Annotated in this window: 14 protein-coding genes and 1 pseudogene; 8 read left to right on the top strand and 7 right to left on the bottom strand. The window is 41.9% G+C overall.

From position 1 onward, the window contains the following. Positions 1 to 994: 994 nt before the first annotated feature. The 3 genes from FIS9605_RS0125160 to FIS9605_RS0125150 all read right to left on the bottom strand — a co-directional run bounded on the left by FIS9605_RS0125160 (position 995) and on the right by FIS9605_RS0125150 (position 5818). Entirely contained in the window at positions 995 to 3376 is a 2382-nt protein-coding gene (locus tag FIS9605_RS0125160) for a phosphoketolase family protein (protein ID WP_026735051.1), read from the bottom strand. Positions 3377 to 3541: 165 nt separating this feature from the next. Beyond that, entirely contained in the window at positions 3542 to 4207 is a 666-nt protein-coding gene (gene rimM, locus FIS9605_RS0125155; protein WP_026735050.1) for a ribosome maturation factor RimM, read from the bottom strand. Between the two features lie 327 nt (positions 4208 to 4534). Next, entirely contained in the window at positions 4535 to 5818 is a 1284-nt protein-coding gene (locus FIS9605_RS0125150; RefSeq protein ID WP_026735049.1) for a valine--pyruvate transaminase, read from the bottom strand. 168 nt (positions 5819 to 5986) lie between these two features. On the opposite strand from FIS9605_RS0125150, the gene FIS9605_RS0125145 reads away from it, so the two are divergent. Continuing rightward, the gene (locus FIS9605_RS0125145) at positions 5987 to 7099 is read left to right on the top strand and encodes an S-(hydroxymethyl)glutathione dehydrogenase/class III alcohol dehydrogenase (RefSeq protein ID WP_026735048.1); all 1113 of its coding nucleotides are present in this window, start codon (positions 5987 to 5989) and stop codon (positions 7097 to 7099) included. Positions 7100 to 7478: 379 nt separating this feature from the next. After that, positions 7479 to 8375: a hypothetical protein gene (locus tag FIS9605_RS0125140; protein ID WP_026735047.1), complete on the top strand. Its 897-nt coding sequence runs from the start codon at positions 7479 to 7481 to the stop codon at positions 8373 to 8375. Positions 8376 to 8724: 349 nt separating this feature from the next. On the opposite strand, the gene FIS9605_RS0125135 is transcribed toward FIS9605_RS0125140, so the two are convergent. Then, the gene (locus tag FIS9605_RS0125135; RefSeq protein WP_026735046.1) at positions 8725 to 9480 is read right to left on the bottom strand and encodes a circadian clock KaiB family protein; all 756 of its coding nucleotides are present in this window, start codon (positions 9478 to 9480) and stop codon (positions 8725 to 8727) included. 110 nt (positions 9481 to 9590) lie between these two features. Further along, complete coding sequence (locus FIS9605_RS0125130) at positions 9591 to 10895, bottom strand: type IV pilus twitching motility protein PilT (protein WP_026735045.1); 1305 nt, start codon at positions 10893 to 10895, stop codon at positions 9591 to 9593. Positions 10896 to 11790: 895 nt separating this feature from the next. On the opposite strand from FIS9605_RS0125130, the gene FIS9605_RS0125125 reads away from it, so the two are divergent. Together FIS9605_RS0125125 and wecB are read left to right on the top strand one after the other, a co-directional pair. After that, entirely contained in the window at positions 11791 to 12165 is a 375-nt protein-coding gene (locus FIS9605_RS0125125) for a hypothetical protein (RefSeq protein ID WP_026735044.1), read from the top strand. A gap of 164 nt (positions 12166 to 12329) precedes the next feature. Continuing rightward, positions 12330 to 13445, top strand: a complete 1116-nt coding sequence (wecB, locus tag FIS9605_RS0125120; protein WP_026735043.1) for a non-hydrolyzing UDP-N-acetylglucosamine 2-epimerase — start codon at positions 12330 to 12332, stop codon at positions 13443 to 13445. Between the two features lie 222 nt (positions 13446 to 13667). Here wecB and FIS9605_RS0125115 read toward each other — a convergent pair whose 3' ends face one another. Further along, positions 13668 to 14336 carry a peptidoglycan-binding protein gene (locus tag FIS9605_RS0125115; protein WP_026735042.1) on the bottom strand — a complete coding sequence of 223 codons (669 nt, stop codon included), beginning with the start codon at positions 14334 to 14336 and terminating at the stop codon, positions 13668 to 13670. A gap of 549 nt (positions 14337 to 14885) precedes the next feature. Here FIS9605_RS0125115 and FIS9605_RS46715 point away from each other — a divergent pair. From FIS9605_RS46715 to FIS9605_RS0125100, 4 genes and pseudogenes are all read left to right on the top strand, one after another. Next, positions 14886 to 15008, top strand: a pseudogene (locus FIS9605_RS46715) (Tn3 family transposase); the annotation flags it as partial. Positions 15009 to 15538: 530 nt separating this feature from the next. Further along, entirely contained in the window at positions 15539 to 16999 is a 1461-nt protein-coding gene (locus tag FIS9605_RS0125110) for a hypothetical protein (protein WP_026735041.1), read from the top strand. A gap of 15 nt (positions 17000 to 17014) precedes the next feature. Continuing rightward, positions 17015 to 18421, top strand: a complete 1407-nt coding sequence (locus tag FIS9605_RS0125105) for a DUF1822 family protein (RefSeq protein WP_026735040.1) — start codon at positions 17015 to 17017, stop codon at positions 18419 to 18421. Between the two features lie 40 nt (positions 18422 to 18461). Then, on the top strand, positions 18462 to 21023 hold the full coding sequence (locus tag FIS9605_RS0125100) for an ABC transporter substrate-binding protein (protein ID WP_026735039.1): 2562 nt from the start codon (positions 18462 to 18464) through the stop codon (positions 21021 to 21023). Positions 21024 to 21084: 61 nt separating this feature from the next. Here FIS9605_RS0125100 and FIS9605_RS46710 read toward each other — a convergent pair whose 3' ends face one another. Further along, on the bottom strand, positions 21085 to 21204 hold the full coding sequence (locus tag FIS9605_RS46710) for an IS1-like element transposase (protein WP_442854736.1): 120 nt from the start codon (positions 21202 to 21204) through the stop codon (positions 21085 to 21087). Positions 21205 to 21342 lie beyond the last annotated feature (138 nt).

Genomic DNA, 21342 nt, shown 5'->3' with positions numbered 1-21342 from the left:
AGGTATTTCCTGACCATAAGGAAATTGACCCCAAAGTTTGCATAGCCATGCTATGAGATCGATTCAGATTCAGAAATTGTCTTTATGGGTGAGACACCCTTCGGGAAGTCAAAAGTCACGCATTCAAAAGTCAAAAGTAAAGATTTTAATTTTGATTTTTGACTTTTGAATTGTTTTGTCCTCCTTGTCCTTCCCTTGTTCTTCTTTGTTCTAGTGAAGGCGTTACCTCCTGAGAATTTTGGAGAAAATTTAATCAGCTTAATGAGTCTTACTCTCAATAATTGCTGGGTATATATTATCAGAGTTATTGAAAATTATTTGCATTGATAAATATAAATTTTTGTAAACAAAGACTATGTTGACCTATTTGCAAGGTATTTGTAAAATAGTATTTATCACTAATGATACTTAACGTACTGCATTTTAAAAGAAAAGCTATCTTATAAATAATGCTATTTTATCTCAATAACTTGATGCTAGAGTCAAAATACAAAATTGCGATAAACCTTACCGAAAATTTGGGTCTAAAGCCCCGTCCTTGTAGGACGGCTTTTGTGATAAAATTGGTGTTAGCGGTAAAGCGCACACAAAAAAAACGAAGTAGGTCAAGCGGACAAGTCCTGATCCGGAACCCTGGTAGTATGAATCCTAAATCTTGTATAAATGTGGGAGTAAAAACAAGCGTCTTAAAAACCTTTTCAAACGCGGTCGGGCAGTCCGTGTGAGCTTGTGGACGTATCCAAACGGGGATACTTGAATGCTTGCATTTGGGTATCTAGGGAGGACGGTTGAAGCAAGAATCCTCAGCATGACGGCTGAGGAGTGTCAATGCAACAATAAAGCTGAATCCCTCTGTTTCAACTTTGGAATGGCATGGCAAGGGATTCAAGCTTTTTCTATAGAAATGGAACTAGTCCGCCAAATTTTTTGGCAGAGGATAAAGGAGAACTTAAGTTCCCCTTTTTTTCCTCTGACTTCTACAAAAAAATTGTCTTTAGTACGGCCACTTCCAGTCACGAATTTCTGGCATATCCTCGCCATACTTAGCAATGTAGTGCTTGTGTTCAATCAACTTATTGTGCAGCATTTGCTTCACGTAAGCAGCTTTGTACCCCAACTTCGGTACTCGGTCGATCGCGTCATCTACTAGGTTAAAGCGGTCTAAGTCGTTCCTAACTACCATATCAAAGGGTGTAGTGGTAGTTCCCTCCTCCTTGTAACCGCGTACGTGCAGATTCTTGTGGTTGGTGCGGCGATAGGTGAGACGGTGAATCAGCCAGGGATAGCCATGAAAAGCAAAGATAATCGGCTTGTCAGTGGTGAAAATACTGTCAAAGTCTTTATCGCTTAAACCGTGGGGATGTTCGCCAGGTGGTTGCAGCACCATCAAATCTACTACATTTACTACCCGTACCTTCAAATCGGGGAAATTCTGCCGCAGGATGTCTACTGCTGCCAAGGTTTCCAAGGTGGGAATGTCCCCAGCACAGGCCATGACCACATCCGGTTCAGAACCGCGATCGTTGCTTGCCCATTCCCAAATACCAACACCTTCAGTGCAGTGCTTGATAGCCGCATCCATATCAAGATACTGCAATGCGGGTTGCTTGCCAGCAATAATCACGTTGACATAGTCGCGACTTCTCAGGCAATGGTCTGTTACCGACAACAAACAATTGGCATCGGGGGGCAGATACACGCGAATTACCCCTGCTTTTTTGTTGACTACAACGTCGATAAAACCGGGGTCTTGGTGAGAGAAGCCGTTGTGGTCTTGCCGCCACACGTGGGAAGTCAGCAGATAGTTGAGGGAAGCAATTGGTCTGCGCCAAGAAATGTCACGGGAAGTATCCAGCCACTTAGCGTGCTGGTTGAACATCGAGTCAACGATGTGAATAAACGCCTCGTAGCAAGAGAAGAAGCCGTGGCGACCCGTGAGTAAGTAGCCTTCTAACCAACCTTGACAAGTAGTTTCACTGAGAATTTCCATCACCCGACCGTCGGGAGATAGGTTTTCGTCTGCGGGGATAGTATCAGCTACCCAAGTCCGATTTGTGACTTCAAACACAGCATCTAGACGATTGGATTTGGTTTCATCTGGGCCAAAAACGCGGAAGTTACGGCTTTCCTGGTTCAGTTTCATTACATCCCGCAGGAATTTTGCCATCACCTTGGTCGCTTCGGCAATAACCTTACCTGCTTCGGGAACATCCACAGCGTAGTCTTGGAAATCGGGTATTTTCAGGTCACGCAATAGAATACCGCCATTGGCATGGGGGTTGTCACTCATGCGCTGTTTTCCTTGGGGAGGCAATTCTGCAAGTTCTGGTACTAGCCTGCCATTGGCGTCGAAAAGTTCTTCTGGTTTGTAACTCTTCATCCACTGTTCCAGAAGCTTGATATGTTCTGGGTTTGAAGCCATTCCTCCAAAAGGAACTTGGTGCGATCGCCAAAAATCCTCTGTCTTTTTCCCGTCTACTTCCTCCGGCCCCGTCCAGCCTTTGGGGCTTCTCAGGATAATCATCGGCCATTGCGGGCGCTTGGTGAAGCCATGATTGCGGGCTTCTGCTTGAATATCCTTAATTTCTTGGATGACTGTATCTAGAGTTGCCGCCATTAATTGGTGCATGGCTTCCGGATCGGAACCCTCAACGTAGTACGGCTTATAGCCGTAACCTACAAACAGGCTGTTCAATTCTTCACGACCCATCCGTGCCAAGATTGTAGGGTTAGCAATTTTATACCCGTTAAGGTGGAGGATGGGAAGGACTGCACCATCATGCACCGGGTTAAGAAACTTGTTAGAGTGCCAGCTAGTAGCTAAGGCACCGGTTTCAGCTTCGCCATCACCGACCACACAAGCAACTATCAGGTCAGGATTATCAAAAGCAGCGCCATAGGCATGGGCTACAGAATAGCCAAGTTCGCCGCCTTCGTGGATAGAACCGGGAACTTCCGGGGTGCAATGACTGCCAATTCCACCAGGGAAAGAGAACTGTTTGAACAGCTGCTTCATCCCCTCTTCGTCTTGGGAGATAGCGGGGTAGTACTCACTGTAAGTACCTTCCAGATAGGTATTGGCGACTATACCAGGGCCGCCGTGACCGGGACCAGCGATGTAGATCATATCCTGGTCGTATTTTTTGATGATCCGGTTGAGGTGAACGTAAATGAAATTGAGACCCGGAGTTGTTCCCCAGTGGCCCAGGAGTCTGGGTTTGATGTGTTCTAGCGTTAGGGGTTCTTTGAGGAGGGGGTTGTCGAGGAGATAAATTTGCCCAACAGTCAGATAGTTAGCTGCACGCCAATAGGCGTTCATCTTACGTAGTTCTTCATTCGTTAAAGGCTTTGTTTGCGGAGGGCTTGCTAATGTCATGTCGAACTCCATTAAAAAAGAATATCGACGAATTCATCATGCAAGTTTATTTACCTTCCGCGTAAAGGCCATCCTACCTGCGAACAATCTTTTCGGTATGCATGGGAGTCGACAGTAGCAATAGCCAGATTATGCTTTTATAGCTACCAGCATAAATGTCACTGCCTAATAATTAATTTCCAATAACCCAGGTGGTGGCGTAATTTCAATCTTGCCAGCTTCCAAATCTACCAGTGGTGCGATCGCTTTCACAAACGGTATCAAAACAGTCTTTTGTTGTTGGTTGTTGGTTGTTGGTTGTTGATTTAACTTCACTTCTAGCAAATCATTACCAGCAGAAATAACATCTTCCACTGTACCCACGAGTTCGCCAGACTCCTGCATGAAAACTTGCAAACCAATTAAATCCAGGACATGGTATTCATCTTCACCCAACTGGGGGCGATCGCTTTCTGGAACCAACAACTTACAACCGCGCAATTCCTCTGCTTGATTGCGATTATCCACACCAGCCAGCTTGATTACATACAAATTCTTACCTTCAACATATCGTCCTGACAGTAATTCCACCACTTGCGGTTCCGCCTCCTCAGAACCCAATAACCAGCGCTTTCCTGGCACTTCAAACCGTTCAGGAAAGTCTGAGTCAGGATAAACTCGCACCTCACCATGCAAACCTTGAGGTGCGACAATCGTACCAATTTCTAACCAACCGTCTAATTCGGAAGTGGGAGAGGGGGAGATGGGGGGATGGGAGGATGGGGAGAGGGGTTGTTTGTTTTCACCCCTGTGTCTCTGCTTCTCCTGCTCCTTTTTCTCTTTATTCTTCATCTCCTGATCTTCGTGTCCTTTGTGGTTCATTCTCATCGAAAATTTGGGTCTGAAACCCCGTCTTTTAAAACGGCTTTACTGATACAATTGAAACACGGTGAAATGGCTAAATGCAGGAAATTAACTCGTCTCCAGGCTCAAGCAGTAGCCGAGTGGTGTAGCGAGTATCCACGCAAATTGAGTTCTTGGGGTGAGGAGTGAGTACATCCTCTGGTCAACCGTAACCTCGCCCGTAAGTTCCGCAAACAAGATAAGTACGCACCTTATATTGCGCTTCGTCTTGGGAGGGGGACAAAGCTCCGCGCCGTGATAGTCGGAGAATGGTTACTAAACACCCACAGCCACACGCCGATAAACTTCCTCTGCCACCTTTGCCAAACGTTGCATTCCAGTCGCAATTTCCTCATCGCTGCCAGTGAGGCTGATTCGCAGACATTCATGCTTGTGCTGCCACTCTTGTTGCAAACCGGGGAAGAAGGTGCTACCAGGCACAGCAATGACACCTACTTGCTTGAGTTGCTGGTAAAATTCCCAGTCTGTCATGGGTAAGTCTTGCAACCACAACCATGCAAAGATTGCCCCTTCACCGCGATGTAGAAACCAAGGTAAATTTTTGGGCATTGCTTCATCTAAAGCACCTTCCAAAACTGTAAATTTATCTTGGTAAAAGGGACGGATGACAGTATTAGAAATTTCAACCAGCGCACCCGAATTAATTGCACGGGCTGCGATCGCTTGTCCGTAGCGCGATGGGTGAATGCACATATTTGTCTGGAAACACTCCAGTACATGAATTACCCTTTCATCACCAATGGCAATGCCGATGCGTTCTCCTGGTAATCCAGCCTTGGATAAACTCATGCAATGGATAATGTTATTGCCAAAGGTGGGTGACATCTCAGTAAAGTTTAAACCAGGGAAAGGAGGCGCATAGGCAGAGTCAATCAAAACTGGCACATCGTAAGGTGCGGCAATAGCAGCGATTTTTTGCACTTCATCGTCGGTCAGCACGTTGCCCGTAGGATTACAGGGACGAGAGAAAATTACGCAACCCGTATTTTCTGTAATCGACAACTGGCTGAAGTCGGGGCGATATTTGAATCTATGCGCCGTAGCGTCGATATCCAGAGTTGGTTTGTAGGCAATTAGGGCTTCTGGAAACAAGCAGACACCGCCGTAACCAGTGTAATCGGGACTGAGGGGCAAAACAATTTGTTTTAACTCGCCCTTAGCAGTGTAACCACCGAAAGAATTAGCAGCGTAGAAATAAAGGCTTTGACTACCGGGAGTGAGCAGGATATTGCGATCGCTCAAATTCAACCCATAACGTTTGTTAAAATCATTGGCGATCGCTTCAACTAGTGGTGCGTAGCCTTGGCTGGAACCGTAGCGACAAACGACTTCCCCATATTCTGAACTAGCTAGCAACTCTGCCGTACAATCCCGCCATAACTGTTCTACTTCCGGTAATATCAACGGATTGCCAGCGCTCAAATTAATAAATTGCTGCCCCGCACCAGCCCGTAGCGTTTCAATAACGTCCTTCATAATCGCTCTAACACCCGTTAGTTCTGACATTTGAGCGCCGATTTTAGTTAGGGCAGGATTCATAAGCTGTAAAAAATTAAGAGTAATTTAACGGTTGATTAATTATTTTATAGTTCCGTTTTTAAATGTCTCTATCTATATTTTGCTGAAAAGTTACAAATAATTTCGTTATGTGTGCCCTGCAATAAACTCAGATCAGCTGATCGATTAAGCAAAACAGGAGAACTGAAAGTGGAAGTTAAAGCAGCAATAGCCTACGAACCAGGTAAACCGTTGACTATTGAAACTGTGCAACTAGAAGGCCCCAAAGCTGGGGAAGTGATGGTTGAGATTAAAGCCAGTGGAGTTTGCCATACAGATGCTTACACTCTTTCTGGAAAAGATCCCGAAGGTTTATTCCCAGCAATTTTGGGACATGAAGGTGCTGGTGTGGTTGTGGAGGTGGGAGAAGGCGTCACCAGTGTCAAAAGTGGCGATCGCGTTATTCCCCTATACACTCCCGAATGCCGTCAATGTGAATATTGTTTGAGCTTCAAAACTAATCTCTGTCAAGCCATTCGTGCTACTCAAGGGCGCGGTGTCATGCCCGATGGAACGAGTCGCTTCTCTATTGGCGGCAAAAAAATTCATCACTACATGGGTACGTCTACCTTTGCTAACTATACGGTGCTGCCGGAAATTGCTGTTGCCAAAATTCGGGAAGATGCACCTTTTGATAAGGTTTGTTACATTGGCTGCGGCGTCACAACGGGTATTGGTGCAGTTATCAATACAGCGAAAGTAGAACCAGGAGCAAATGTAGTAGTTTTCGGGTTGGGTGGAATTGGTTTAAATGTGATCCAAGCAGCGCGGATGGTAGGGGCAAATATGATTGTTGGGGTAGATATAAATGCCAAAAAACGCGCCTTGGCAGAAAAATTTGGTATGACACACTTTGTCAACCCCAAGGAAGTTGAAGGTGATTTAGTTGCTTATTTAGTTGATTTAACCAAAGGTGGGGCTGACTATAGTTTTGAATGCATTGGCAATGTGAAAGTCATGCGTCAAGCATTAGAATGCTGCCACAAAGGTTGGGGTGTGAGTGTAATTATTGGTGTTGCTGGTGCAGGCGAGGAAATTAGTACTCGTCCTTTTCAACTAGTAACTGGACGTGTTTGGAAAGGTACAGCATTCGGTGGTGCGAGGGGGCGTACAGATGTGCCAAAAATCGTTGATTGGTACATGCAAGGTAAGATTAACATTGACGATTTAATCACCCATGTGATGCCAATTGAAGAGATTAATCATGCATTTGATTTAATGCACAAGGGTGAATCGATTCGCTCTGTTGTGACGTTTAATTAACGAACGACATAGACAATACAGTTCAGATAAAAATAATTGCAGGGGTACGGCATCCAAAATCTTTTAGGTAAGCAAGACAATCTTACTGATGCTGTACCCCTGTGACATATCTCATTCCAGGCTAACTGAACCGTATTGCCACATAGAAGCTTACTGCCTAATTGAATATTTGCTCTCCTTCTTTAGATAGAAGGTAAAAAGTATCTATATTCTTTACCTTAGTAAGGTCAATAAATAAAACTTTTTCGGAATAATTTAATGACTAATTAAACACAAACAGAATATTAAGCTTGTCCCAACCAGTACGAAAAAAATTATATCAAACCCGGACTTAATGAACTTTAGGCAAGATGAGCCTAAAAAAGTACAAGGAGGAAAAATGACAAGGTTAAGTAAACATAACAATTCTCAAGGTGGTTGGAACACCCGCATAGGTGCAATAGCCATTTCATGCATGGCGCTACTTCTTCCTGCTTGTGCCAATAACAATGAGCAAGCAGCAGCGCCTGAATCTCCATCTCCAGCAACACAAACAGAAGCTCCTGCTGCTCCTGAACCTACACAAAACGCAGAAAATGTTACCACACAGGAAGTCAGTGAAAAAACAGCTGCTTTGATCGGTAAGCCCGTAACTGTCAGAAGCGAACCCGTTCAAAGGCTTAATGATAATGCATTCACAATTTCTGACTCAGAGGTTTTCGGTGGTGAAAGAATTTTAGTTGTGAATGCTTCAGGCGACCCTATTAACCTGCCTGAACCTCAAGATGCACAATTGCAAATCACGGGTACGGTTGCTAAGTTTAATGCCAATACTATTAAGCAAGAATACGGCTTGGATTTAGGGAACCAAGATTTATATCGAGAGTATGAAGGTAGACCAGCGATTATCGCCCAATCCATTGCGCTAGCGCCAACGCCAGGTGAAATCGCCGAACAACCGCAAACATATTACAACAAGGTCATTGCCGTACCTGCTGAAGTTGCTACTATTTACAGTCCTCAAGCATTTACCCTTGAGAACGATGCACTCTTTGGCACTGACAACTTGTTAGTCCTAGTAACAAGTCCACTTAAGAACACAGGACTAATTAAAGAAGGCGGTAGGATTGTTGCTACTGGTACACTTCGCGAACTTGCGATCGCTGACATTGAGAGAGAATTCAATTTGGGCTGGGATCAACAACTGCGAAGTCAGATAGAAAAAGAATACAACAACAAACCCGTACTTATTGTCAAGGGTGTATATCCATCAGCATTGCCTGAAAACGCTAAATAGCTGTTTTTCACTGGGAAGACGCACCTTTGTTGAACTACTTGCCTCTCCTATTTTTTAATCGGCGTTGCTGAATTTGGTTATGAATTATGTTTGTATACGTTTCTGTAGTAGAGACGTAGCAATGCTACGTCTCTACACATCCGTAATATCAAATCCGTTTGATTAGTTATCGTATCTGCCCTCACAAGAACTGCCCCTCTCCCAACTTGGGAGATGGGTGTCCGACAGGACGGGGTGAGGGTTTTTAATGAACATGAATTAGCCGGACTTGATATGAATTGTAAATTCATATTTTGATTCAGCAACGCCTATAAATCTCATCCCTTAACACTTTAGTCGGGGGATGAGCTTAATATTTTTCTTTAGCCCCTAACATCTGCAAAATTTTATCTACATTATCCAAGTCACCAACAATGCGCCGAATCGGTACAGGCCAAACCTTTACAAGAGTGGGAGTTGCTGTCACCTGATTCACTTCTGCTTGTTCTGGATGAGTGACAACATCAATAACTTTGAGTGTATACGGTTGACCCAGAAATCGTTCTAAAAGTTCGTGGAGATTCTGAAGAATGCGTTCAATGCCGGGACTATGCCCAGCAACAAACAGACGGAGGACATAGCCTTGTGTATTTGGTTGTACTTGTAGTGTTGCTGATTCTTGATAGTACGGCACTGCTTCAAAAGGATCTAAACGCACAATCAAGTCATGGTCTTCCCAAAGTTGCGGGAACAAAGAACGATAGCTTGTCAACACCATGCGATCGCATAATCCCTCCTGCCAAGGTGCGCTTTGCCAGACCAGTTCACCTGTACCAAAAATCGCATTTAGCACAGCTTGATGTCGCATCACAGCTGGATAAGCTTCGGCAAAAGTTCGTATTTGTTGGGTGCGCGGATCTAACCAGTGGTCAATAGTCGCCGTGTAGCAAGGTACTAAAAAATGTGGCGGTTCTGGTAAGTCTAGGATCTCTTGCAAAGTCGCGCACAAATGCAAGTGCCATCGACCTTGTTTATGAGGGTCGATGCAGTAAATTAAATCTCCTCCGGGCGTAAACAGTGCAATGCCTTTGAACAACTGGGGTAAGGTTAGTTTGTCTAGAGTCAAGGTAATCGCAGAACTAATATGAATTATGAATTATGAATTATGAATTATGAAATTTTCATCATTCAACATTCATCATTCATAATTTTCGCCTATTCCCTAGTCCCTAATTCTTACACTCGACCTCGAAGCATCTGGGCTATTTCGTTAGGAGTTGGTGACATCTCCAAGGCAGTTTCTTCAGTGATGCGACCTTCTTGGTAGAGGTTGAACAGAGACTGGTTCATAGTAATCATGCCATCAAAACCGGCTTGTTTCATTAACTCGGTAATTTCATCGTACTTACCGTCTTTGATCCAGTCTTTGACTGCATCAGTATTGATTAAAATATCGTGGAAAGCAGCACGCTTGCCATCCGTCGTGCGACACAAACCTTGGGCGATCACGGCCACTAAAGATTCAGAAAGTGCCACCCGCATTGCATCCTGTTCGTCGCCTGAATAGAGATTGAGGATACGCTCAATCGTTTTCACAGCGCTGTTGGTATGCAAGGTTCCCATTACCAAGTGACCTGTTTGAGCAGCTTTGAGGGCTGTGTTCACAGTTTCTTTATCTCGCATTTCCCCCACCAGAATTAAATCTGGATCTTCCCGCAAAGCTGCTTTCAAGGCATTGTCAAATTTCCGGGTGTGCATTCCCACTTCCCGTTGTTTGATCAAGGACTTTTGACTTCTGTGTACAAATTCAATCGGGTCTTCAATGGTGATGATATGCTTGGGCATCTCTTTATTGATGTAGTCAATCATCGCTGCCATTGTGGTGGATTTACCAGAACCAGTGGGGCCCGTCACTAAAATCAAACCTTTGTGGTAATGGCAAATATCCCTAAAAACTGGGGGTAAGCGCAACTGATCGATAGTTAAGATTTTGAGCGGAATCAACCGCATTACCATTGCGTAGCCTTTGAGAGAGTCAAAAATGTTGATCCGCACGCGAGCAAATTCGTATTGAGTTGCACCGTCAAATTCTAGATGTTCTTCAAAACGGTGAATTTCTGCCTCCGTCAGCACCTCCCGCAACCAACTCATGAAAGTCTCTTTATCTGTTTCTGGATAATCTGTGGTTTGAATTTCTCCACGGTTGCGGAAGCGCGGCGGTTCGCCTACGCCTAAGTGAATGTCGGATATGCCTTTATCATAAGCTTCCCTTACTAATTGGTCTAAAGTAGGGTGTAAACTGTTGCTTTTGGCACGCGCGGGACTGGGGATAGGTGGCGGAGTCCCCGGACGATGAGCAGAAGCAGGGGTGGAAGCCGGTGGTGGGGGTGGTGCTGCAGGGTGAGCGCTACGGCTGCGGTCTATTACCAAAGTTTGTGTAGATTGGCGCTGCGTGCTAATCGTTGGTGGTGGTGGAGGAAGTGGAGGGACACCACGGTCTACAGTTGGGGTCGAATTTAATGGATTTTGTGATTCTGACATATTATCTTCAAGATGATTGCACGTTGACTAATCTCCTTGCTAGGGGAGAAGCGCTTTGCTGATACTAAAAATCGGTTTTTAATTGACAGGCAGAATGTTGAATAGTTATCAGTGAATACTGGTAACTGATGGCTGATTGAATGGTGCTTGACCTTTGGCAGATGCCATTGTCTGCGATCGCTATAGTTGCAGGTTGACTTGCTAGCAAACTAGATAACGCGAATAACTTGTTACGGACAGTTCAATTTCATCACCCCTGCTTGTATCATTTTTTCTGAATTTAAATGGTCTATTAGTTAAATAGATTGATTTGAATAGAGCATTAATTAATGTTTAACACACCATACTTATAAAATATCCCCAGTGATTATACTCTTTATAAGAGTATAATTTAATACTTCAATACCTTGCGAACTGAAATGAGAAAATTTTCTAGCAATTCACGCTAGTACATCACAACAGAAAAAATGCGACTATTCAAAAAAAACAAAAAGCTTAGAAAATAAGCTTTTCAACTTCTGCCTCCAACCTTCTTATTGGCAAATAACACTAGATAATTTCTTTAGTCAAATTTAAATTATGAGAATTATCTTTGATTTTTATAAGAAATGTTAAAATTACCAGAATCATAGTCTTTATATCTATCTAATGAGGTAGTAACCTGTAGCTTATATGCCTAAAGATAGATGGCAAAAACTAGTTTTCTGTCAAAATGCCCAGTTAGCCTTCATCCATCATTAGAAAAGCTTAACTGTAAATTTTATTAAATAAATGCTCATCTTCTCAATTGGTTTTTATATACTGAACTTCACTAATTGTTGATCCCTTTGGTTATCAACACCAACGAGATGCTTCTGAATTCCAATCTTTAATTTGTGTATTTGGGAGAAAAGTTATGGCTTTTTCACACACGTCCGATTTAGGCAAGACCGATTCCTTGTTAATGGTTAAAAGCTTTTTGATATGGACTTTTACATTGGCAGTATGCTTGCTGGTTGTCGGTTTTCCTTTAGTTGTTTTGATGGCTACGGTTGGATGTCTGTTGTCGATTGTTTTGCAATCGGTTATGCCAGTTAGTGCTGTTTTGCTTGTGGCAGGGGGTTTAATTCTGTTTAATGTTTTGGCAGTTGTTGTTGGTGCAGGTGTACTAACTGCTAAAGGTATTCACCCTAAAGAAGTTAAATGGTTAAGCTGGTTGCATGGAGAAACAGAAGAAATGCAAAAGACTGTCTATGCTGCTTGCCCACTAACCTGTGATATCAAACTATAACTAAACTGCTAAATTCGACAAACAGTGCATCCTGCCCGGTTATGCCGGGTTTTTTCATGCTTTTTTGTCATCTGTCATTTGTCATTTGTCCTTTATGGGTATTGACTATTTACCATTGACCATTAACTATTGACCATTAACTAATGACTAATGACTAATGACTAATGACTAATGACAAACGAGTTTACATTATCTTAGGCACTCGCCCGGAAGCGATAAAACTAGCACCGGTAATTCAAGCTTTCCAAAATTCTCTAAGCTTCCAGACACAAGTAATTTTAACCGGACAGCATCGCGAAATGGTTGAGCAAGTGATGCGGCTTTTCAACCTCAAGGCGGATCGCGATCTGGAAATTATGCAGCCGCAGCAATCTTTGACTGATATTACTTGCCGCAGTTTGCAAGGATTAGAAGGATTATTCCAAGAAAACAAGCCAGATTTAATTTTGGTGCAGGGAGATACTACCACAGCATTTGCAGCAACTTTGGCAGCCTTTTACCACAAAATTTCTGTAGGACATGTAGAAGCTGGCTTAAGAACTGATTACTTATTTAATCCTTACCCAGAAGAAGCCAATCGACGACTGATTTCGCAACTGACTCAGTTACACTTTGCGCCAACGCCCTTGGCTGTAAAAAATCTTCATCATTCCGGTGTTTTAGGTGAAATTCACCTGACAGGTAACACGGTGATTGATGCACTGTTGAATGTTGCAGCAACTGAACCTGCCTGTGATATTCCTGGGCTGGAATGGAGTCAATATCGTGTCTTGTTGGCAACCGTGCATCGACGCGAGAATTGGGGAGAACCACTGCAAGGAATCGCCCAAGGATTTTTACAGATATTAGATAAGTTTCCTGATACAGCTTTGCTGTTGCCGTTACACCGCAATCCGACGGTACGAGAACCGTTGCAGGCAATGTTGGGGAATCATCCCCGGATTTTTTTAACAGAACCTTTAGATTATGCGGAACTAGTGGGGGCTATTATGCGATCGCATCTCCTCCTCACCGATTCTGGCGGTTTGCAGGAAGAAGCACCTAGTCTTGGCAAACCAGTCTTAGTTCTGCGAGAAACGACAGAAAGACCAGAGGCTGTTACGGCTGGTACAGCTAAACTTGTAGGAACTCAACCAGAAACAATAGTTGCTAACGCAGCTGAGTTGCTAGCTAACCCAGCTGCGTATGAAGCAATGGCAAATGCCATCAATCCTTTTGGAGATGGTCATGCGGCAGAGCGAATTTTACAAATTGTGCAAAATTATTTGGGGCTTTTTTAGCCGAAATCAAAAAGTCTAGTAACTCAGATTAGAGACGTAGCATGCTACGTCTCTACAAATTTAGGTAATGGGTCATAGGGAGCAGATTTCGTATGAGCGCAGACTTGTATGTAGACATAAAAAAACCTTTCAGTTCAGTCCATGAAAGGTATAGTAACGCTAATCAATTTCTCAGATAAAACCATCAGATGCTTTGAAAACAAGCTTATTGCTGAAATCTTCTTAATAGTATGTTCCAGCGTATATTCCTAATGCCCTTCGTGTTTGAGGTCCAACTACTCCATCTACAATTAAGCCACTATTTGCTTGGAAGTGTCGGACTGCGTTTGCAGTGGCGTAACCGTAGTATCCAGTAGCTCTTACTCCTAAAGCTCTTTGAACTCGTATCACCGCCGATCCTCGAGAGCCGATTGTGAGAATACGTGAACGTGAATAATAATGCTTAACTCTTCTATGGCCGTAATAATGCTTAACTCTTCTATATCCATAACAATGGATACAGTCTTTAACACGTTTGGGTCTAATCCATTGGGCAGCAACGTAACAACCATTAGATAAACGAGCAAACCCATGCCTGTATCCTACGACCCGCAGTCGAGAGCCATTTGGGTAACACGCAACAGATCTATAGTGAGTACCTGGTCCAGTGCGGACATGCAGACAACCACCGTTTGTTCTTACATAATATTTACCTGGATGGCTATAGTATGCTGAAACTTCTTTGATAGGAGCCAGAGTTGCTAACAAAATGCTAATACTAGCGAAAATTAACCCAGCAGATTTGAAATGTTGGTGCCAATTAGAATTGAATTTAATCTCGGGCAGACGAATTTCATCTGGATTTGGCTCTGTATAGGCAAGAGCCATTTCCGTATAAGCCAGACATTCCACGATGATCTCCTTGCTAATCAAAACTGAGTGAAAGCAGAGATTTTCTTCGCCGAATCTTTGAAGTTTGCTAAATGTAATTGAGACTACAAATAATCATAAAGGATTTTTATTTATAAAAAAATTAAGAATGCATAAGTTTTGATAAAAATTTTCTGATATAAAGATAGCTATTTTTGCACAAAATTTATCAAATGCGAACTCATCTATCAAAAGAGGTAAATATCCCTGAAAATATTATTGTTTGCTTTTTTTAAGATGCTGTCAACTTCAATTGTGTAATTGCTTTGAAATCAAAAAATTATCTGAACGTACTGGCATACTGTCTCACCAAATTTCCACTCGTTTAGGGCTAACAAAGTAATAAAAATTACCACGATCGGCCCGAGATTTAGCAGTGGTAATATTTATTGTTTTTAGCCTTAAAAGCTGTCTACATATTGCTTTAATTAACCAATGTAAAACAATTGACTATTTTTCTGACAGACTTTAATAAAAGCATTTACTGTCTCTGTTTCAATCACTATCACGCTGTCAGATTAAGTATCATATGAGTGGATGCAAAGTCCAAAACTGCGGTGTAGAACGACGGCAGAACTGAATAAGGGGGAATTGAAACATTCTTTATCGAGAGCAGTGTTCTTTCATAGTTTGGGCGAAGTCCGCGATCGCTCCTCGCACAAGCGCTCCCGTAGGGGTCTGTTACTCCCGGATAGGGAACAGGAAAAGCGAACTTTGCTTCCGAAGTGGAAAGAACAAAACGGTACGAGAAAATTAAGATAGGGGCGATCGCACCTCGTATTAGAAAACTAGTAACAGAATATTGATTCCGTTACCTATCCATCATTATTTTGTGGCCATCTAAGAAAAATGCGCTTTGTCTTCCAACAGCTTTAAATAGGGGCATTTCACCTCACCCAAGTGTTTTAAAACGCTAATCGCTGCTTATTCCAAATTGCTGCAATTACGTAGCCCAGTTATGCGATCGCACACCTCGCTGCGAAGCTCACAATCAGCATCTGAGTAGTAAGGCTGAAATTATTTCCAGGCATGTGTTTCAGGCAATTGAAGTTGCCCCTCTGGAGCGTCTTCAATTGCATAAATTTTTGACCTAATCTCAATCATAAAGCAGTAGACCAAATTACAGGGAGTCAAACCTTTGTAGCGAGTCTAGAGCGTTTAAGGGAGTTGCTAAGGTTAAAGTCATGCCATTGGAATGCTTTTATAGCTTACCCGACAGCATAGAGGAACATCGCATTATCTGGCGAATTGAACCACGGTTACGCTTACGGATTAACGGGTTGCGTCAAAAAATAGAACATGAAGCACAATGCAATGAAAAAATACTGGAAGCCAGAATAGCTCGCTATTTATTTGAGGAGTTACAGCAGCATCCAGAGTATGAACTACTCCGATACCATTGGATTGCTTTTCTAGTAAGACGTTGTGAAAAAGTCGCTCGACGCCTCGCTCATTTAGGTTATAGTTGCTTGCGAGATTTAATCCAAATGGGAGTTGAAGTAGCGATTCATCCTGGAGAATTTTTTGAAAAATTTGACACTCAACGCTCTCAAATTGAATATTGGTATCCGACTTTAAAAAGTTTTTCTGATACTAAAATCAAGCATCTTCTCATTCCCAAATTGCGAGACTTTACAGGATTAGATACACTTGGCCAAACCGACTTAGGTTTAGCTGCACGCTCTAGCCGAAAACGAGTTAAAGAAGCATTGTATCACTCAGGTTACAGCCCAGCAGAATTATCTCAATATCTGCTGGTTTGGCAGTGTTTCCAAGAAATCAGAAATTCAATTCATTTAGGAGTCAACAAATTTCAACCAGAACATTTTCAGGAAATTGCCAAACTTTATGGCGAAGTTCAGGTAACACTAAAGTTACCTGAAATTGAGAAACAAAATAATCAGGTCGAAGAGATTAAAATCTGGTTAGAAAATATTGGCAAAGCAATTCGACAATTTTTAGACCCTCCTCTTGATTCTCTCGATACGTTATTACATTCACAATCAGATGGAGACGTATCTTTAATAGACGATATACCCTATCAAACAAGAGTAGATGAGTCAAGAAATCAAATAGTAGCTGAATTCCGAAATTTTCTCTCTCATCTACTGGAAGAATTGAAAGAAACTCAAGATAAGCAAATACTTTTTCTTCGATATGGTTTAGAACTGAAACAAGCTCAAATTGGTAAGGAATTGAGAAGTCAAGCACAATACCAAATCTGTCGCCTTCTTCAGCGGCTAAACAATTACATCTTGACAGAAATTTGGAATTGGGCAAACCTTGAACCAAGTTCTGAAGGGTTGAATGAAATTGAAGCTGTGTTATGTCAATACTATTCTGATCAAATCGATAGCTTTTTTGAAAGAACAATTCAGTTTTTGGGAAGGCAGAGCCGAGAAATATTAAAATTCTTTTATATTGTGAGATTGAAACCATCAGAAATTGCCGATAAAGTTCAGAAAAGTGAAACAGAAGTAAAGGATTTGTTGCAAGTGATAAGGCAATGGTTATACAACAGTATGATTGCGCAAATTCAGAATGAAATTCAACTTCAGTTTCAGCTTCAAAGTGCAGCAGAAAAGAGAATAACTGCCCTGACTGAAACCCGGTTAGAAATGATTCTGAAATGTTATTTACAGTAAACAAGAGACAAAGCAATGAAGTTAATTATCCAAACCTTAAGCCAGATTTATTCCGAGCATATGTGGTTAGAATTGTCAGACAGCGATTTGGAGCTAGCTAAACCAGTTTCTCAACATTACTCTAATGAAACAGGATTCAATAATGCTTATCTCAATCGCCTATGTCTGAATGCCTTTTTGAAGTGGATGCAGGAGAAATTAGGGTTAGAAACTTCCCTGAGTGTATTTCCCAATGAAAAAGATTTGCCCAAGATTTGGGAATTCGTCAATGGATGCGGGATTAATTTCGGTAGCAAAAGGCTGGTACTGATTCCCAATGATACCATTGATATTGCAGATTTTGCTGTTCCTCAAGAATGGGTCGATATTCCCGATTGGACAGCGGATTACTATTTACCTATAAGGGTAGATTTACAAGAGCAATATCTCCATTTTTGGGGTTTTATTTCTCGGTGTAGATTGAAAGCTAAAGCAGATTATGAACCAATTTATCGCCTCTATTATGTTGAGGGAGATTGGGTAATTCCTAACTTAGAGAACCTGGGAATAGCGTCTAAATTTTGTCCAAATGAAAAAGGCGAAATAACGCCTTTACCTAAATTATCAGATACTGAAGCAGAAAAATTAATAGAGGAACTGAGCAAACCTTCGCTTTATTCTCCCCGCCTGAAGGTAAAGTTTGAAAAGTGGGGCGCATTATTAAATGAAAGTCTTTGGTTACAGAAATTATATACACAACGGGTGCAACCAGTTTCACCCCCAATATGGAATTTGAGTCGGTGGTTAGATGGCGTTACACAAGCAGGTTGGCAAACATTTGAAGAGTTATTCAAATCTAATAGTTTAGCACCAGCATTTCGAGCGCAACGAGTGAGAGGAATTGAACTAGAAACACCAGAAAAGATTAGACGAGCCGTGAAACAATTGTACAACAGTCAAAGTGAGATAACTTTCCCTTCTAATATTGAAGAACGAGATGCATTGGTTCATCTATTGCAGAATACGACTGATGAAAGCATTCGATGGAAAGCGGCTGAATATTTATGGACAATTGCTCCAAATTATCAAGGGAGTGCGATCAGAAGGGTGATGGATTTAGGTGTCCAAATGATGGGACATCCTATCGCTTTGATGGTTGCAGTTTTACGTAAACTTAATGGTGAAGTTGCCGTGTTGTTGCGAGCTTATCCAATGTGTGATTCCCTGCGGGATAGCTTCGTTTCACGTACGAAATTACCGCCAGGTTTACAATTAACTGGACTGTATGAAAATGGCACTCCCATTCCAGGTTTGGAAGCTGTGGCCAGAAGCGAACCGCAAGATGATTACATTTCTTTATACTTTAGTGCTGATTTAGGCGATCGCTTCAACGTTCGACTTAGTTTAGAAAATATTAGTACTACCGAACAATTTGTTGTTTGATAAATTCAGGACTCTAGTATCCGCCATAAAGATAAAACAAATGAGCAAGCTAGTTATCTTTAGGATTGAGGCAGGTAATTTTGAGCAAGGTTTTCCCGTTAACCTAGAAATTCGGGATACGGGTAAACTCTGTGTTCCAGAAGTCACCGGGTTTCTTGTCGGGGCACCAAATGTTCCAGCCCGCTACACCGAATGGCAACAAGCTTACTATGCTTGGGGTGAAGATGCAAATTGCCGTTGGTGGGGTAGGAGCAACTCTGTAAATAATCAAGTCAATCCGGAAAATAGCTTACGCCAGATTCAGGTTCCACCGCAAACCAATTCAAACTACTCTAGTGGAAACAGCGGAGATCAGGCAAAAACTGCTGCTCTTAATTTAGAAAAAGATTTCAATGATTGGTTAGACCATTCCTCATTAGAGGATATCAAAGAGACATTATTACATACGGTGAGAAGTGATGAGACTGTAAGATTCATCGTGCAGACTAACAACCTAGAATTACAGAAGCTACCTTGGAAACTATGGCGTTTACTAGGAAAATGGTATGGCGATTCTGAAGTTGCTTTAAGCACTAGAAAAGCACCCGAAAAAGGCTCGCTGAGGCTACCTGTGAAAATTCTCGTGATTTTGGGAAACGATGAGAATATTGATATTAAAACCGATTGGAATATTCTTCAGAAAAGGTTATCTACAGCGAAATTAACCCTACTAAAAAAGCCTCGTTCAGAAGAAGTCAGAGAACAACTTAAAAATATACATTGGGATGTAGTCTTTTTTGCAGGACATAGTTCCACTGAACCAGGAGGAACTGATGCCCGAATTTGGATTAATGAGCAAGAATATTTATCACCCCAGCAGCTAAAGACTGCTTTAAGAACAGCTGTAAAACATGGATTAAAACTGGCGATTTTTAACTCCTGTGATGGATTAGGTTTAGCACGACAATTGGAAAATTTGCAGATTCCTCATATTATCGTGATGCGAGAGCCAATCCATGATGAAGTGGCGCAAAAGTTTTTAGATTATTTTCTCACGAGCTTTGCTGAAGGTGCTTCTTTACATGAAGCTGTGGGCGAAGCTCGCGATCAGTTAAGGTTAATAGAAAATCAGTCTCCTAATGCGTCTTGGTTACCCGTAATTTTTCAAAATCCCGAAGAATCACCACTATTATATCCACGAAAAGAATTGTTATCGGAATTAGTAGAAAATTCATCGACAAATTCAAAAACAAAACAGAAAATCAAGAAATATACTTGGTGGGGTATAGGTGCGATCGCGCTAATCACTCTTGCTTTTGTAATCTATAAAATTATCGATTTGAGTAAAGATTCTACCCTGGCACCAGGAATTAGCTTAGGGGAAGAAATTTTGAGCCAAAATAGCACCCCTGAGAAACAAGCAGGCGTGAAAGCTTTTAAGGATAAAAACTACTCAGTTGCCATTACAAACTTTAAAGCATCTCTTCAAAAAAATCCTAACGATCCAGAGGCACGCATTTATTTAAATAATGCCAAAGTAGCTAATAACAAAGAAACAATTAAAATTGCCGTCAGCGTACCCTTTGGCGGGAATCAAACCATAGCAGAAGAGATTTTGCGTGGTGTTGCGGAAGTTCAAGACGAGATTAATCGTGACATTGGGATTAATGGCAAGTCGTTACAGGTGGTAATTGCTAATGATAATAACGACAGTACGCGAGCTGAAGAAGTTGCTCGTAAGTTTGTCAAAGATACCACTCTTCAGGCAGTTGTCGGACATAATTCGAGTAATGCCTCTATTGCAGCTGCCCCAATTTATAAGCAAGGGAAGTTAGTCATGGTTTCCCCAACAAGCTTTGCTAACAACTTGCAAGAATCATCGTATATTTTTCGCATGGTTCCCCAAATTACTTTTTTCGCCGCACAATTATCTAACGGTCTTGGTAGAGCAATTTCTAACCCCAAAGTTGCTGTTTGTGTAGATACAGATGTGTCCCCCGATCAGGAAGATTTTAGAACACAATTTAAGTACGTTGTTTCAGCATATAAAGGACATAATATCGAGCTATCCTGTGACCTTTCTGAGTCAAATTTCAATCCTAATACTATCGTTGAGGTAATTAGAAAAAATAATGTGAACAGCTTGATGATCGCACCCTATGTCAATAACTTGCCAAAGGCGATAGGAATATTCAAGGCGTTGCAAGAAAATCAGTCACCGATGAAGCTGTTTGGCAGTCCAACGTTGTATACCGAACAAACGATTAAGTTAGGAGGAAGATCTGTAGAAGGTTTAACATTATCAGTTCCCTACTACCCTGATGAGAGAGAAAAGAATTCGTTTCGGGAACTTTGGAAGACAGAACTAAACACTTGGCGAAGTCCGTTGGCTAAAGATGCAACAAAAGCGATTGTAACAGGTTTAGAACAACTACTGAAACAACCACAGCCTAATCGTCAGGAATTAGACAATATCCTCAGAAATCCGAATTTTAAGGTTAAGGGTGTGACTGGAGAATTTAACTTCGATAAAAACGTAGGCGAACGCAAATTCATGTTTCAGCCAAAGCGTACTGACGCTTTAATCCAAATTCAATCCGGTAAATTTGTAAAAATTGAATAGCTAGCTATAACAGAACTGCATAATTCTCTCACTCTATCTCAATCCTAAATTAGATGCACGCTTAAGTGAGAGAAATAAGTTTGGCAATCACTGTTGAAGAGCTGACATTTAATACACGAGCGATATCTCTTACTCCACTGTCGCCCTGAGTCATCTCTACAATTTTTGGTTTTACTTCTATATTACGACCCGGATAATCTATGTTTTAGGCTAAAAGTTTGGTACAGATATTCTGAGTTCAAGCACCGATAGCACTGTTTTCCCAGTTTCTGAACCCCAGATCGGTCAAAGCATAAATACTTACGTTGTCCCCTACTAA

It is taken from the genome of Fischerella sp. PCC 9605 (assembly GCF_000517105.1).
Lineage (GTDB): Bacteria > Cyanobacteriota > Cyanobacteriia > Cyanobacteriales > Nostocaceae > PCC9605.
The sequence above is the reverse complement of the archived record's forward strand: the minus strand, read 5'-3'. Positions and strand labels throughout refer to the sequence as shown.

What these genes read in the sequence shown, in the direction of transcription:
- FIS9605_RS0125160 (WP_026735051.1), bottom strand. Translation starts at nt 3,376, where the DNA reads ATGACATTAGCAAGCCCTCCGCAAACAAAGCCTTTAACGAATGAAGAA.
- rimM (WP_026735050.1), bottom strand. Translation starts at nt 4,207, where the DNA reads ATGAAGAATAAAGAGAAAAAGGAGCAGGAGAAGCAGAGACACAGGGGT.
- FIS9605_RS0125150 (WP_026735049.1), bottom strand. Translation starts at nt 5,818, where the DNA reads ATGAATCCTGCCCTAACTAAAATCGGCGCTCAAATGTCAGAACTAACG.
- FIS9605_RS0125140 (WP_026735047.1), top strand. Translation starts at nt 7,479, where the DNA reads ATGACAAGGTTAAGTAAACATAACAATTCTCAAGGTGGTTGGAACACC.
- FIS9605_RS0125130 (WP_026735045.1), bottom strand. Translation starts at nt 10,895, where the DNA reads ATGTCAGAATCACAAAATCCATTAAATTCGACCCCAACTGTAGACCGT.
- FIS9605_RS0125125 (WP_026735044.1), top strand. Translation starts at nt 11,791, where the DNA reads ATGGCTTTTTCACACACGTCCGATTTAGGCAAGACCGATTCCTTGTTA.
- wecB (WP_026735043.1), top strand. Translation starts at nt 12,330, where the DNA reads ATGACTAATGACAAACGAGTTTACATTATCTTAGGCACTCGCCCGGAA.
- FIS9605_RS0125110 (WP_026735041.1), top strand. Translation starts at nt 15,539, where the DNA reads ATGCCATTGGAATGCTTTTATAGCTTACCCGACAGCATAGAGGAACAT.
- FIS9605_RS0125105 (WP_026735040.1), top strand. Translation starts at nt 17,015, where the DNA reads ATGAAGTTAATTATCCAAACCTTAAGCCAGATTTATTCCGAGCATATG.
- FIS9605_RS0125100 (WP_026735039.1), top strand. Translation starts at nt 18,462, where the DNA reads ATGAGCAAGCTAGTTATCTTTAGGATTGAGGCAGGTAATTTTGAGCAA.